The organism is Mesorhizobium sp. M1409, assembly GCF_040317535.1.
GTDB lineage: Bacteria > Pseudomonadota > Alphaproteobacteria > Rhizobiales > Rhizobiaceae > Mesorhizobium.
This window is the reverse complement of record NZ_JAMYKV010000002.1, coordinates 20,924-34,731: the sequence shown is the minus strand read 5'-3', so window position 1 is coordinate 34,731 and position 13,808 is coordinate 20,924. Positions and strand designations below refer to the sequence as shown.

The window sequence follows — 13,808 nt, the reverse complement described above, 5'->3', positions numbered from 1 at the left end:
GCGGTGCTTTGTGCCGCTTCATGCCGGGGTCAAGGGACCTGCGGCTCAAACCTGGTGGAGGCTTATGACCATGACGTCTCTGACGCTTAACAAGATTACCTCGCAACGCGGAATCTCCGTCGGCGAGGCGACCAAGAAGATTGCCGATCTCGGCTGGAATCCTTCCTACGTCCAGGAAGCGATGACGTTTCCGACCGACTACAAGATCAACAAGACGCCGCGCGACCCGATGAAGCAGGTCCTGCGGTCGTACTTCCCGATGCAGGAAGAAAAAGACAACCGCGTCTATGGCGCGCTCGATGCGGCCTTGCGCGGCGACATGTTCCGCAACGTCGAGCCGCGTTGGGTCGAGTGGATGAAGCTCTTCTTGGCCATCATTCCGTTCCCGGAAATCTCGGCTGCCCGCTCGATGGCGATGGTTGCCCGCATCGCGCCTGGTGAGGAACTCCGAACCGGCTTCACCATGCAGATGATCGACGAGTTTCGTCACTCGACGATCCAGATGAATTTGAAGAAATGGTACATGGAGAACTACATCGATCCGGCCGGCTTCGACATCACCGAAGAAGCCTTCGGAAAATGCTACGCCACGACCATCGGCCGACAGTTCGCCGAAGGCTTCATCACCGGCGACACGATGACCGCCGCCTGCATGTACCTGACCGTGGTGGCTGAAACCGCCTTCACCAACACGCTGTTCGTCGCCATGCCTTCGGAAGCCGCCCGCAACGGCGACTACGCGCTGCCGACCGTCTTCCTGTCGGTGCAGTCGGATGAGAGCCGCCACATCGGCAATGGCCACTCGCTGCTGATGGCCGCACTCAAGGAGCCGGAAAACCACCTCCTGCTCGAGCGCGATCTGCGTTACGCCTTCTGGCAGAACCACGCCATCGTCGATGCGGCAATCGGCACCTTCATCGAATACGGCACCACCAACCGCGACAAGAACAAGGAATCCTACGCGGAGATGTGGCACCGTTGGATCTATGAGGACTATTATCGCACCTACATGCTGCCGCTCGAAAAATACGGCATCAAGGTCCATCACGACGACGTCCAGGCGGCCTGGGAACGCATCACCAAGAAGAATTATGTTCACAAGGTCGGGCAGTTCTTCGCGGTCGGCTGGCCGGTCAATTTCTGGCGTATCGAAGCCCAGACCGACAAGGACTTCGAGTGGTTCGAGCACAAATATCCGGGCTGGTACGCCGAGTTCGGCGACTTCTGGAAATGGTACGCCAAGCTCAGCCACAAGGGCGAGAAGGTGCTGCTGTTCAATAGCGATGTCGGCTACGTCTATCCGCACCGCTGCTGGTCCTGCCTCGTTCCGTGCCTGATCCGCGAGGACATGGTGGTCGGCGAGATCGACGGCCAGCTCCATACCTTCGCCCACGAACTCGACAAGTGGACCGCAACAGTCGCCTTCGCCGACGAGTATCAGGGCCGGCCGACGCCCGCGATGGGCCGCTTCAGCGGCAAGCGCGAGTGGGAGACGCTCTATGACGGCTGGGATCTGGCCGATGCGATCAAGGACCTGAACTTCGTCCGTTCCGACGGCAAGACGCTGGTTCCGCAGCCGCATCTTCGCTTCGACGACAAGGAGATGTGGACGCTCGATGACGTGCGCGGCAACACGCTCGGATCGCCGCTCAACGCGCTGCGTGCCATGTCGCCCGCGGACCGCGAGAAGCACTTGGCGGAATACCGGGCCGGTTTCACGATCAATCCCTGCAACTGATCAGGCCAGAGGGGGCGGGTTCGTCCCGCCCTCTCTTTTCACACTGGAGGTCCGTATGTCGGAAACCCACACGGTCAGGCTCAGCCCGGTCGGCGTCGAATTCGACGTCGAGCATGGCGAAACGGTGCTCAACGCCGCGTTCCGCCAGGGCATTGCCCTGCCGCACGGCTGTAAGGAAGGGCAATGCTCGGCCTGCAAAAGCGTGCTGCTCGAAGGCGAAGTCGACATGCTGAAATACTCGACCTTCGCGCTGAACGACATGGAGAAGGAGAGCGGCCACGTCCTGTTGTGCCGCTGCATCGCCTTCTCCGACCTGGAAGTCGAGCTTCTCAACTACGACGAGGAGATTTTGGCGAAAGCGATCGCCGTGAAGACGTACAAGGGCCGGATTGCTCGCATCGAGCAGCTGACCCACGACATTCGCGGCATTGAGATCGAACTCGGCTCCCCAATGAAGTTCTGGGCGGGGCAATATGTCGACATCACGGTTACCACGCAAAAAGGGGAGACGATTACGCGCTCGTTCTCCATGGCAAATACGCCGGACCAAACCGAAAAACTCTCCTTCATCATCAAAAAATACCCTGAGGGAAAGTTCTCGGGAGAACTCGATTCCGGAGGAATCAAGGCCGGAGCCGAAGTCACCGTCGTCGGACCCTACGGAACCTGCTTCCGCCGCGACGAACGGCAAGGACCCCTGATCCTGGTCGGTGCCGGCTCAGGCATGTCGCCGATATGGTCGATCCTCAACGATCACCTGAAGAGCGGCGAGAAACGTCCGGTCTATTTCTTCTACGGCGCCCGCACCCGCAACGACCTGTTCTATCTCGACAGGATCGCCGAGCTGGTCGGCAATCATTCCGACGTCACCTTCATTCCCGTGCTGTCGCACGCGAATGACGACGCCGAATGGCAGGGCGAACGTGGCTTCGTGCACCAGAGTGTCGACGTCGTGCTCAAGCAACTGGCGGTCGACGGGCAGGGCGATGTCCATGCCTGTGGCCCGCCGCCGATGATCGATGCGCTGCAGCCGGTCCTGTTCATGAACGGCTTCGAAACGGAGCGGATCTTCTTCGACAAGTTCACCACATCGGCAGGTGCAACGCCGGCCCATTGAGGGCGGTCGCGCACAGCCAACCACAACTGCAACAAGGGAGAGAGACTATGCCTGCAACCTCGAGTTCAGTCGGATCAGGAGCCGCCGGCGCGGCAATCTTCGCCGACTCCGACAGCCGGAAGTACCGGTATTTCGACCCGAAAGGCCAGCGCGCCACCCACTACGAGGACATGACGGTCGACGTCCAGCCCGACCCGGAACGCTACCTGATCCAGGACTGGATCATCTCTTTCGCCGACGGCAAGGGCGCCTATGTCAAGCAGAACACCGCCGCGCAGAGCTCCAACTGGCATGCCTTCCGCGCTCCCGACCAGGAGTGGGAGCGCACGCACTACCAGCGCCAGTCGAAGATCGAGGCGATGGTGCAGAGCGTCATCAACAATGCGCGCAAGTCGGGCACCCCAAAGACCTTCGACAAGGCTTGGGTCAAGATCCTGCAGACGCAGCTCGGCGCCTGGAAACACGCCGAATTCGGGCTCGGTACGTCGTTGATGCAGGCGCAGCGTTACGGCTACACCCAGATGATCAACAACGCGACGCTGACCAACTCGTCCTACAAGCTCAGGCTCGCCCAGGACATCACCCTCTACCTCGCCGAGATCGGGATGGATCTTCCCGACTGGGACGATGAGCTAGGCAAGAAAGCCTGGCTCGAGGACAGGAACTGGCAAGGCACCCGCGAAGCGGTCGAAACCATCATGGGCGCGACCGATTATCTCGAGCAGTATTTCGCCATCAACATCATCTTCGAGCCGCTGGTGGGCGAAGTGTTCCGCTCCGGCTTCCTGATGCAGATCGCCGCCGCCAACCACGACTTCATCACGCCGGCGGTGATTTCGGCAGCCGAGGCCGACTATGAGCGCAACCTCGCCAACACGATCGACCTCATGCATCTCCTCGCCAATGACGGGAAGCATGGCGCCGCCAACAAGAAGCTCTTCCAGGGCTGGGTCAAGAAACACGGCGCGCTCGCCGACAAGGCAGCCGCCGGCCTGCAGCCGATCTGGTCGATGCCGCATTCCAAGCCGGTCGCGTTCACTGACGTCCGTGCCAAATCCGAAGAGCGGATTGGCCAGATCCTCGGCGAACTCGGCCTCAAGCGCTGAAACAGGAGAAATCGTCATGTCACTATCTGCACGCGACGCAACGCATTCCAACATCTTCAAGGCGATGAAGGACATCACCTTCGAACAGACGATTTCGCATCAGTGCGGCGTCACCATGAACGACTCTGTCGAGGCGAGGGCCATCGCCGAATTCATGGGCCAGAAGCCGAACGTAACCGTCACCTACCAACCGGCGATGATCCGCATCGACGGCACCGGCAAGCTGATCTTCAAGATGGACGAGATCAGCGAATATCTCGGCCGCGAGATGACGGCGGAAACCTTCGAGGTCAACAGCTCCACCCACTACGGCCGCATGGTTCGCGTCGACGACAACACTGTGATCCTGTTCGGCAACATGGATGAGATGTTCGAATACATCGAATAGCCGCCACGAAAAATCCGGCGTGCCGCTGGGTGCGGCGCGCCGAACCGATCAACGCGATTGCTGCGGAGGCAACCATGTACAGAACACCGGAAGGCAAGGACATTTTCGTGGTCGACGGCCACACCCATTTCTGGGACGGCAGCCCGGAAAACCAGAAGAACATCCACGGCAAGCAGTTCATCGAGTGCTTCTATGCCTATCACACTGGCTTGAGCCCGAAGGACCAGCTGTGGGAGAAGAGCAAATTCGAGAAATACAGCGCCGACGATCTCTATCGCGACCTGTTCATCGACGGTCCCGACGATGTGGCGATCGTCCAGTCGACCTATCTTAAGGATTTCTACAAGAACGGCTTCAACACCATCGAGCGCAACGCCGAGGTGGCCAAGCGCTATCCCGAGCGCTTCATCGTCAACGGCGCCTTCGATCCGCGCGACGGCGAGAAGGCGCTGGAATACATCCACTTCCTCAAGGAGACCTACGACGTCAAGGGCGTGAAGATGTACACGGCCGAATGGAACGGCGCCTCCAAGGGCTGGAAGCTCACCGATCCCGATGCCTACAAGTGCTTCGAACTCTGCGACAAGCTCGGCATCAGGAACATCCACGTCCACAAAGGCCCGACCATCCTGCCGCTCTCGAAGGACGCGTTCGACGTCCATGACGTCGATCACGCGGCGACGGATTTTCAGGGCCTCAACTGGATCATCGAGCATTGCGGCCTGCCGCGTCTCGACGATTTCTGCTGGATCGCGACACAGGAAACCAACGTCTACGGCGGACTGGCGGTGGCACTGCCCTTCATCCATTCCCGCCCGCGCTATTTCGGCGAGGTCATCGCCGAACTGCTGTTCTGGCTCGGGCCGGAGAAGATCCTGTTCGGCTCCGACTATGCGATCTGGACGCCGCGCTGGCTGGTCGAGAAATTCTGGGCCTATCAGATCCCAGAGGACATCGCCGCTGAACGGGGTGTGCAGCTGACCGACGAGATCAAGGAGAAGATCCTCGGCCTCAACGCCGCGCGTCTCTACAACATCGACATCGAAGCCAAGAAGAAGGCGCTTGCCAGCTCGCCCTTCAGCATCGCGGCGGAGTAGGAGCCATGGCAACCGCCAGTGTATCCAGCGGCCGCGAGAAGGAACTGTGGCGGCGCCTTGGTGAGGTCAACGACCCGGAACTCGACGAACCCGTCACCGAGATGGGCTTCGTCGAGCGGGCGCAGGTGACAGGCGATGGCAGCGTGGAAGTCGACTTCCGCCTGCCGACCTACTGGTGCTCGCCCAACTTCGCGTTCCTGATGCTGGACGGCGTCCGCAAGGCGCTCGACCAGCTCTCCTGGAAGCCAGCCTATCGCGTCAAGCTGCACGATCACATGTTCGCGGAAGAGGTCAATCGCGGCATGGCGGAAGGCAAGAGCTTCGGCGACATTTTTGCCGTGCTTGCCGAGGATCAGGATCTCGGCGGCTTGCGCGAAACCTTCGCGATGAAGGCCTTCAAGCGGCGCCAGGAGGCGGTCCTGCGCGGCCTCAAGGCGCACGGCCTTACCGATCGGGAAATCCTCGGCACGGACCTGCCGGGTTACGACGTCGCGCGGTTCGAACCGGGCGAGGCGGCCAAACAGAAGCCGAGATACAGGGCGGCTCTGCTCGAGCGTTTTCCCAACCGCCGGGCCGACGATCCTGTGTTCGTGACATGGGAAGGGCAGAAAATCCCGCCGGCCGCACTCAGTGCCCATCTCGCCGAACTGCGCGGTGTGCGCATCAACATGGAGTTCAACGGCGCGCTGTGCCGTGGGCTCAAGCAGACCAGATACAAGGAACTGGATGTGGTCGATGGCGAACCGACGCTCGTCGATTTCATTCTGGATCGTGTGCCGACCGGGACGACACCGGCCGCCTGAAGCGCTGACAGCAACGGCCTCCCTCGCACGAGGCCCCCAACCAACAACCCGCCCGTAAGGCGGAAGGAGGAATCATGCCCAAGATAATGCTCCACAATTCCGAGGCTCGCCGGGCTCTCGCCCGTGGCGTTTTCAGGCTTGCAGCCGCCGTCGAGCCGACGCTCGGCCCCAAAGGCATGAACGCCATGATCGACCGGCCGATCGGCACGCCCATGGTGACCCGCGACGGCGTCAGCATCGCCTCCGAGATCGAGCTGCACGACCGTTTCGAAAATATGGGCGCGCAAGTCGTGCGCGAAGTGTCGATGCAGACCAACGAGATCGCCGGCGACGGCACCACGACGGCCATCGTGCTCGCCAACGCGCTCATCCAGAGTGGCGTCGAGGCGAATGAGCGTGGCGTGAAATCCGTCGATCTGTGCAAGGGCATCGACCTCGCCGTGGCGGCGGTGGTGGCGGCACTCAAGGCCTCGGCCAAGCCGGCCAAGGGCAACGGCATTCTTGCGTCGGTCGCCAACATCGCCGCGACCAACAGCAAGCTCGGCGCGCTGGTGGCGGAAGCCCATCAGCGGGTAGGCGCCGAAGGCGTCATCACCACCGACTTCAGCGTCACCACCGAGACAACGCTTGACGTCGTCGAGGGCATGTCCTTCGAACGCGGCTACCTCTCGCATCACATGGTGACCGATCAGGAGAAGATGGAGGCTGTTCTCGAACGGCCCTACATCCTGATGACCGACCTCAAGATCAAGGAGCCCGGGCAGCTCGATGCGGTTCGCCGCATCGCCGACGAGGATGGCCGGCCGCTGCTGATCGTATCCGAGGAAATGTCGCCGGAAGTGGTGGTGACGCTGCTCGGCAAGCAGGGGCCAGGACGATATCTCGTCGTCCATCCGCCGGAATATGGCCACTGGCGAAAGGCGATGATGGAGGATCTGGCCATCATCACCGGCGGCAAGGTGATCGCGCGCGATCTCGGCGGCCGGCTGGAGGATATCACCGCCGAGGATCTCGGCACGGCCGACCGGGTGAAGACCAGTTCGTCCTACACCTCCATCATTCGCGGCGGCGGCGACCATGCGGCAATCGCCTCGCGTCGCGCCCAGGTGCAGCGGCAGTATGAAGCCTCGCCGCCCAACATCGACCAGGACAAGCTGCGCGAACGCCTGGCCAAGCTCTCCGGCGGCACCGCGATCCTCTATGCCGGTGGCGTCACGCCGGTCGAGCAGAAGCGGACCATCCAGCTGATCGAGGATTCCTTGAACGCGGTGCGCGCCGCGTCCGAAGAGGGCGTGGTCGCCGGCGGCGGCTCGGCGCTCGCCCAGATCGCGCCACTGCTCGACAAGCTGGCGGCCGGCGTCGATGGCGATGTTGCCGAAGGCGTGCGCCTCGTACGCTCGGTGCTGTCGCGGCCGCTGTGGCGCATCGCCGCCAATGCCGGCGCCGATCCTGAAGCGGTGGTGACCGAGGTCACCCGCATCAATGGCGGCTACGGTTACAACGCGTCGACCGGCGCATACCAGAACATGTTCGAGGCAGGGATCATCGATCCGGTCCGCGTCACCTATACCGCGCTCGCCAACGCGGCTTCGGTGGCGACGCTGATCCTGACCACCGAAACGCTGATTGGCGATCTTGCCGAGGATGAGGATCCGACGGCCGGCCCGGCACGTGGCGGCGGCTCCGAAAGGCTCGGCCGCGCCTGAGGCGACAATTCCGACGGAACGATTTCGACGTTGAAAGGACACAGCCATGAAAGCTGCCAGACTTTACGAGTACGACCCGAAGATGAACGTCCTACTCAAGATCGAGGAGGTCAAGGCACCGACGATCACCGCTCCCGACGAGGTGATCGTGCGGGTGGGTGCCGCCGGCCTCTGCCGCACCGACCTGCACATCATCGAGGGCGTGTGGAAGCCGACCATGGATCCCGAAGGCACGCTGTTGCCCTACATCATGGGCCATGAAAATGCCGGCTGGGTCGAGGAGGTCGGCAGCGGCGTCCGCTCGGTCAAGCGCGGCGACGCCGTGATCTGCCATCCCTTCCGCTCATGCGGCATCTGCCTCAACTGCCGCCATGGCGAGGACATGTATTGCGACAACGGCCAGTTCCCCGGCCTCGGCATGAATGGCGGCTTCGCCGAATACTTCATCACCAGCGAGCGATCGCTGATCAAGCTCAATGCCAACATCACGCCGATCGAAGTGGCGCCGCTGGCGGACGCCGGCATCACCGCCTACCGCGCCGCCAAGCGGGCCGCCAAACTGCTCCGCCCAGGCAGCTATTGCGTGCTGCTCGGCATAGGCGGGCTTGGCCACATCGCGCTGCAATCGCTGCACGCGATTTCGGGCTGTCGCATCATCGCCGTCGATCGCGAGCCGGCGGCGCGGGTACTGGCAAAGGACCTTGGCGCCGATTTCATCCTCGATGGTGGGCCGAATGTCGTCGAGGAAGTCGCCCAGATCACCGGTGGCGGCGCCCATGTGGTGATCGACTTCGTCGGTGAACTCGGTGTCGAGAACATCTGCTGGAAGATGGTGCGCAAGGGTGGGCAATTGTTCGTCGTCGGCTATGGCGGCAACATAAACGTGCCGACCGCGCATCTTGTCATCGAGGAGATCAACATCGGCGGCAGCCTGGTCGGCAATTTCACCGAGCTTGTCGAACTGATGGAGCTCAACGCCGACGGCAAGGTGAAGATGCACTACACCGAATACAATCTCGCCAGCATCAACACCGCGCTCGACGATTTCAAGAACCGCCGGTTCACCGGCCGTGGCGTCATCGTGCCCTGAAACATTTGGACCGGACTTCGCGCGGACGGGTGCCACGTCCGGTTCGATCCGACTGCTTGCCTGATCCGGCAGGCCTTTTCTTGAACCCTGTGGCTGATGCCATGGCGTTTTCCGTGTCGGGACGTCAGCGAAGCGCGATCCCGATCGAGATTCTTTGCTTCGAGCTTTGGAAAAACGGGAGGACAATATGGATCTTATCACAGGGTTGGCCGTCGTCATCGGCATTATGGGCGGCATTGCAACGTGGGCAGCGATCACCATCGGCAACCCCTATTTGCTGATCTGGGCGGTATTTGTCGGCTGGGGAAGTTTCTATCACTGTGGCGGCAAGGAAGCCGGTTTCAAGAATTCGGCGGTTGCAAACCTCTGGGGAGCGATCTGCGCCGCCGGCGCACTGATAGCACTGACGTCTATTGGTGTTACCGCGATCATGGCCGGCATTTGTGTCGGCATTTCAATCATTGTCCTGATCCTCGCCGCCAAGCTGCCATTGCTGAGCGCCATTCCGTCGGCGGTCTATGGCTATGCAACGACTGCCGCGCTTTTTCTGCTTGCTGCCGCCGCCTATGGCGAAGGTGCCGGCGGCATCATCAAGGTTGCTGCCGCCGTGGTGATCTCGCTGATCATCGGCAACATCCTCGGCTACGTCTCGGAGAAAGTGACCGGTGCGGTCGTAAAGGCCTGATCATTTCCGCGACCGCTGCCTGAAGGCAATCTCGGTCGACGAATTCTCCCAATCCCGCGGCGCGAATGCCGCGGTTTTTTATTGCGGAGGTGAAAGGAGCTGCGCCTAAAGGAAGCCGCGCCGGATCCCGTATTGACCGAGCTTGCGATAGAGCGTCGGCCGCGAAATGCCGAGCCTGAGCGCAACCTTGCTGAGATTGCCGCTCTCCGCGGCAAGCGCATTCTTGATCGCCTGGCGTTCCGCGTCCTCGAATGTACATACGGGTGCTTCAAGCATGGCTGCGGGATGGTCGCCGTGCATGGCTATCGCGCTGCGATCGCCCGCACTGATTTCTCCGGGAAGGTCCTGCAAGTCGATCGTGCCCCCGCGCGCCAGTATATGCAGGCGTTCCACCAGGTTCTTCAACTCGCGCACATTGCCCGGCCAGCGGTAGGCAAGCAGCGCATCGAGCGCGGCGTTTGAAAACTCCAACGGTTCGTTGCCTGCCAGCTTCGCGATCTGACGGTTGAAATGCTCGATCAGCAGCAGCACGTCGTCGCCGCGCTCGCGCAGCGCCGGGACATGGATCGAGACCGCACCGATGCGGTAATAGAGATCGCTGCGGAAGCGCCCGGCCGCGACTTCCTGCTTGAGGTCGCGATTGGTCGAGGCGACCAGTCGCACGTCCACCGGCCGGCCTCTGGAGTCACCGATGCGGTGGACGACGCGCTCCTCCAGCACACGTAACAGGAAGGGCTGGATTTCGAGCGGCAACTCGCCGATTTCATCAAGGCTGAGCACGCCGCCATTGGCGAGTTCGAAGATGCCCGGCTTGCCGTCACGCGAAGCTCCTGTAAAGGCGCCGCCGACGTGGCCGAACAATTCGCTGCCGAACAGTTCCTTGGTGATTGCACCGCAGTTCATGGCGATGAAAGGGTCGTTTTCGGTGCGCCGGCTGCCGGCATGGACAAGTCGTGCAAACAACTCTTTTCCGACACCCGTCTCGCCTTCGATCAGCAACGAGGTGACACCCTTCGACCCGGCCACACGGGAGGCGACATCGACGGCGGCCAGCAATTTTTCGCTTTCGCCGACGATCATGGCGGCGGCGGTTCGCAGGTGCTTGCTCTCCTCCCGGCGGATCACCGTCATGCCCGAGACGGCCGGCACCGAGGGAAACACCAGAGCCGCGCCACGAAGATCGCCATCAAGCTTCAGCGGCGTGACATGGCAGGATCGCAGATGCGCCGGCAGTGCGTTGGCGAGATCGGTGTCCGAGCCGGAGGCCGGCAGGTTCATCAGCCAACGACCACGCCCCGGTTCCATCGGGCCGTCCATCATCTCCGTCGTATCGCCATTGGGCACGTTGTTGCAGAAGATCGCGCGGCCACGATGATCGACGATCACCAACCCGTCTTTCCGGCGGTAGCTGGGTGCCGAGGAAATGAAGGCCTCAAGCAGGCGCGTGCGCTGCTCCTGCTGTTGTTCGGCGAGTGCCTTTTCAATCTGCCTGGCGGTGGCGGCGACGAGCGCCGTGTTGTGCGGCCGGAAGATCGGCGAATAGCCTGACAGGTCGACGACACCGATGATCTTGCCGTCCAGGGGATCGCGGATCGGCGCACCGGCGCAGGTCCAGGATTTGATGCCGGCGCAGAAATGTTCGGCGGCGTGGACGAAAATCGGTTCGCCGGTCCAAAGCGCCGTGCCGATGCCGTTGGTTCCGACGGCGTCCTCGTTCCATTTGCCGCCGATGCCCAGATGAATGTCCATGCCGTCATGCAAGGTCTTCTTGTCGCCGATCGCGTCGATCAGCACGCCATCACTGTCGGCGAGCACCAGCATCGCTCCCGTCCCTTCCAGCAACTGGCCAAGGGACGCAAACGATCGCCGCGCCGCCGAAAGCAGCTCGGCATTGGCACGGGTCAGATATTCGATCTCGTCACGATCGCTGCTCAGCGGCGCTTCGATGCCTTGCGCGTTGATGCCGCCGGTGGCGCTGCGATACCAGGAATCGTGGATCAGCGAGCGGACATGGACCGGATCGCGGGCGCACTTCGGCTCGTCAGCCAGAAAACTTTCCCAAGCGCGCATGGTGGCGCGCTCGTCATAGTCGATGTTGTCCAGAACCAACTGTCCGGTGGCCATCGACGCACGCGCCGGAAGAGCATCGGTCTTCATCTGATCGGGGCCGTTCGCGTGTCTCATTCAGTCATCACAGTACCTTTGAGGTATGCCATTTCTGTATGCTGTCGCGGATTGGGCGTGCTCAGCGACGCCCGAGTGCCGGTGGTCAGTCGATGCCGAGTTTCGCGCCGATGTCGGCGGCAAGCTGTTCTTCGCTATAGGTCGCAGTCAGGTGGGCCCCGTCCAGTTCGGCAAGCGCCTCGGCGACGGTTTCGTCGACTGGTGAGAAAAAGCCGTTCTGCTTCGTTGCCAGGACGAAAATCTGGCTACCATCCCGGTTGCGGACATCGCCGATATGATGAAGCTGGCGGCCGGTGTTCTGATCCTTGGAGATCACACGACCGTTCATGGTGACATGGATGGACGGTTTGGCTTCAGCCACAGGCGAGGCACCACCGCCAACATGGATGATCAGGCCTTCGGCCTTTGGTTGCTGGCGTGGCTTCTTGGAAGCCGAATAGCCGCCGCCGCTGATCTGGTCGGCAAGGCGAACGATGGTCGAGCGGTTCTGCTCGATCAGTCTTTTGACTTGTACGTCCTCGCGCCGCGGGCCATCCCGCTTGGAGATAATCTCGACCATGAATCCTCCCAGATTCGCAGTGCCGTGGATACGGCTCATTCTTCTTGTGACGCGAACCCTACACCGCCTCCGTCAGATCCGCCAATGCTAATAGATAGCGCCAAAATTCGGGTCGCTGGTAGCAGGCGGCTGCTACACGGGATTTCCGGTATTCGGACGTTTTGAGTAGTGCCCGCGTGTCAGGCTGCCTTGTTCGTCAATTCCGAGGGTTCGCTGTCGAGTGGTTGCCTGTCGCGCAGAGCGCGCACGTGGTGCGCAGCATGGAGGCAAAGTTCGGGATATGGCCGTTGGTTTCCAGTGCTTCATCGTAAAGTGTCGAGAGGAATTTCGGCGCCGTCATCCCCTGTCCGTGGGCGATCTCGTCCAACAACGTCCAAAAAGTGGCCTCAAGCTGGATGCTCGTTGAATGGCCACCTATTCGAATTGAGCGATTGACCAGTCGATACCCTTCCGGATCCTGCCCGGCTGCCCGGATTCGTGGAGATGGCCGTTGCGTGGACGCCTGCGATGCGGACTGCCCCGAGGAGACCTACTTTCAGCATATCAATTTCCTTACTGTTTCAAATCGTGAACGCATTACGGAATGCCTCTAGCGCATCTTCCGGGTTGCCTTTCGCAAAGGCTTCCATCCCCACAGGCCCCGCATACCCAATGGCGTCCAACGCTCTTGCAATCATCGGCCAGTTCATTTCACCCGTTCCCGGTTCGCATCGCCCGGGATTGTCGGCGACCTGGATTTCTCCGATCCATGGAAGACACGCTTCTGCATGGCGGATCACATCCCCTTCGCCGATCTGGGTATGATAGAGGTCGAGATTGATCCGGAGCTGCGGTCTATCGACGGCAGCGACCAGCGAAAGTACATCTGCCGTTGAATTGAACGGGCAGCCGGGATGTTCGCGAAGGTTCAGGTTTTCAAGGGTGAACGTGACGCCCTCTTCTTCTGCCATGTCGCAGATGCGGTGCAGGGTATCGCGTGCTTTCAGCCACATGCCCGGTGCGACATGTGCCATTTGCTGAATGGGCAGCCCCTGATCTCCAAGACCAGTACCATGAAGGTTCAGGCGATGAACACCAAGGCGCTTGCCAACCTGTGCGGTTTCCCGCGCAGATTTGAGGATAAGGTCGGCCCCCTCTGAGTCAGCCAATCGCCCCTCAAGATAGCCGTTCATTATTGTGAATGTCGCGCCGGTTTTCTCCAGTTCATCGAGGTCCCAGGCGGGATAATTCCACAGGCCGACGCCAAACCCCATCTCATGCAAGCGGGACGCTCGCCAATGTATCGGTTTGTCCTGCCAGAGCATTTCCGCACAGGCTGCCAGTTGAAAGCTCATG

General features: G+C 61.2%; 13 protein-coding genes. 9 read left to right on the top strand and 4 right to left on the bottom strand.

Going from position 1 to position 13,808, the window contains the following annotated elements; all coding sequences use genetic code 11:
- Positions 1-64 precede the first annotated feature (64 nt).
- The 9 genes from NKG99_RS01635 to NKG99_RS01595 all read left to right on the top strand — a co-directional run bounded on the left by NKG99_RS01635 (position 65) and on the right by NKG99_RS01595 (position 9,730).
- On the top strand, positions 65-1,738 hold the full coding sequence (locus NKG99_RS01635; protein WP_197033322.1) for an aromatic/alkene/methane monooxygenase hydroxylase/oxygenase subunit alpha: 1,674 nt from the start codon (positions 65-67) through the stop codon (positions 1,736-1,738).
- 55 nt (positions 1,739-1,793) lie between these two features.
- Positions 1,794-2,855, top strand: a complete 1,062-nt coding sequence (locus NKG99_RS01630; RefSeq protein WP_352863534.1) for an NADH:ubiquinone reductase (Na(+)-transporting) subunit F — start codon at positions 1,794-1,796, stop codon at positions 2,853-2,855.
- 47 nt (positions 2,856-2,902) lie between these two features.
- Positions 2,903-3,961 (top strand): aromatic/alkene monooxygenase hydroxylase subunit beta, encoded by a 1,059-nt coding sequence (locus tag NKG99_RS01625; protein ID WP_352863532.1) that lies wholly within the window; start codon positions 2,903-2,905, stop codon positions 3,959-3,961.
- A 16-nt stretch (positions 3,962-3,977) separates the two neighbouring features.
- Positions 3,978-4,349, top strand: coding sequence for an MmoB/DmpM family protein (locus NKG99_RS01620; RefSeq protein WP_352863530.1), 372 nt, complete (start codon positions 3,978-3,980; stop codon positions 4,347-4,349).
- 74 nt (positions 4,350-4,423) lie between these two features.
- Positions 4,424-5,446, top strand: a complete 1,023-nt coding sequence (locus NKG99_RS01615; protein WP_352863528.1) for an amidohydrolase family protein — start codon at positions 4,424-4,426, stop codon at positions 5,444-5,446.
- 5 nt (positions 5,447-5,451) lie between these two features.
- On the top strand, positions 5,452-6,249 hold the full coding sequence (locus tag NKG99_RS01610; protein WP_352863526.1) for an iron-sulfur cluster assembly protein: 798 nt from the start codon (positions 5,452-5,454) through the stop codon (positions 6,247-6,249).
- A 74-nt stretch (positions 6,250-6,323) separates the two neighbouring features.
- Positions 6,324-7,955, top strand: coding sequence for a molecular chaperone GroEL (locus NKG99_RS01605; protein ID WP_352863524.1), 1,632 nt, complete (start codon positions 6,324-6,326; stop codon positions 7,953-7,955).
- 46 nt (positions 7,956-8,001) lie between these two features.
- Positions 8,002-9,045: an NAD(P)-dependent alcohol dehydrogenase gene (locus NKG99_RS01600; protein ID WP_352458624.1), complete on the top strand. Its 1,044-nt coding sequence runs from the start codon at positions 8,002-8,004 to the stop codon at positions 9,043-9,045.
- 187 nt (positions 9,046-9,232) lie between these two features.
- The gene (locus NKG99_RS01595) at positions 9,233-9,730 is read left to right on the top strand and encodes a DUF1097 domain-containing protein (protein WP_352863522.1); all 498 of its coding nucleotides are present in this window, start codon (positions 9,233-9,235) and stop codon (positions 9,728-9,730) included.
- A 105-nt stretch (positions 9,731-9,835) separates the two neighbouring features.
- Here the strand turns inward: NKG99_RS01595 and NKG99_RS01590 are convergent, their stop codons facing one another.
- The 4 genes from NKG99_RS01590 to NKG99_RS01575 form a co-directional block, all read right to left on the bottom strand.
- Positions 9,836-11,914 (bottom strand): sigma-54-dependent Fis family transcriptional regulator, encoded by a 2,079-nt coding sequence (locus tag NKG99_RS01590; protein WP_352863520.1) that lies wholly within the window; start codon positions 11,912-11,914, stop codon positions 9,836-9,838.
- 85 nt (positions 11,915-11,999) lie between these two features.
- Positions 12,000-12,473 carry a hypothetical protein gene (locus NKG99_RS01585; protein WP_352863518.1) on the bottom strand — a complete coding sequence of 158 codons (474 nt, stop codon included), beginning with the start codon at positions 12,471-12,473 and terminating at the stop codon, positions 12,000-12,002.
- Between the two features lie 196 nt (positions 12,474-12,669).
- On the bottom strand, positions 12,670-12,948 hold the full coding sequence (locus tag NKG99_RS01580) for a ribbon-helix-helix domain-containing protein (RefSeq protein WP_352863956.1): 279 nt from the start codon (positions 12,946-12,948) through the stop codon (positions 12,670-12,672).
- An 85-nt stretch (positions 12,949-13,033) separates the two neighbouring features.
- Entirely contained in the window at positions 13,034-13,807 is a 774-nt protein-coding gene (locus NKG99_RS01575; RefSeq protein WP_352863516.1) for a TIM barrel protein, read from the bottom strand.
- Position 13,808 lies beyond the last annotated feature (1 nt).